Source organism: Clostridium pacaense (assembly GCF_020709765.2).
Lineage (GTDB): Bacteria > Bacillota > Clostridia > Lachnospirales > Lachnospiraceae > Enterocloster > Enterocloster hominis.
This window is the reverse complement of the sequence record NZ_JAJFEB020000106.1, coordinates 1-288: the sequence shown is the minus strand read 5'-3', so window position 1 is coordinate 288 and position 288 is coordinate 1. Positions and strand designations below refer to the sequence as shown.

Genomic DNA, 288 nt, shown 5'->3' with positions numbered 1-288 from the left:
CCTACCTCCGAATCCGCCCTTCCCCGGCTTAAGGAGGCAGGGATTACGGTCATTGTCCACATTATCCTGGGACTTCCTGGCGAAACCAGGGAAATGATGCTTGAGACGGTAAAGTATCTGGAGAAGGGTGTGGTGGATGGCATCAAGCTTCAGCTGCTCCACATCCTGAACGGCACGGACCTTGCCAGGATTTACCGGGATACCCCCTTTCCGGTGCTGTCCATGTAGGAATACCTTGACCTTTTGATTGACTGTGTGGAATGGCTCCCCTCTGACATGACCATTCAC

General features: G+C 53.5%; 1 pseudogene. It reads left to right on the top strand.

Annotated features, from left to right (window positions below):
• Positions 1-228, top strand: a pseudogene (locus LK536_RS58685) (TIGR01212 family radical SAM protein); the annotation flags it as partial.
• Positions 229-288: the final 60 nt, after the last annotated feature.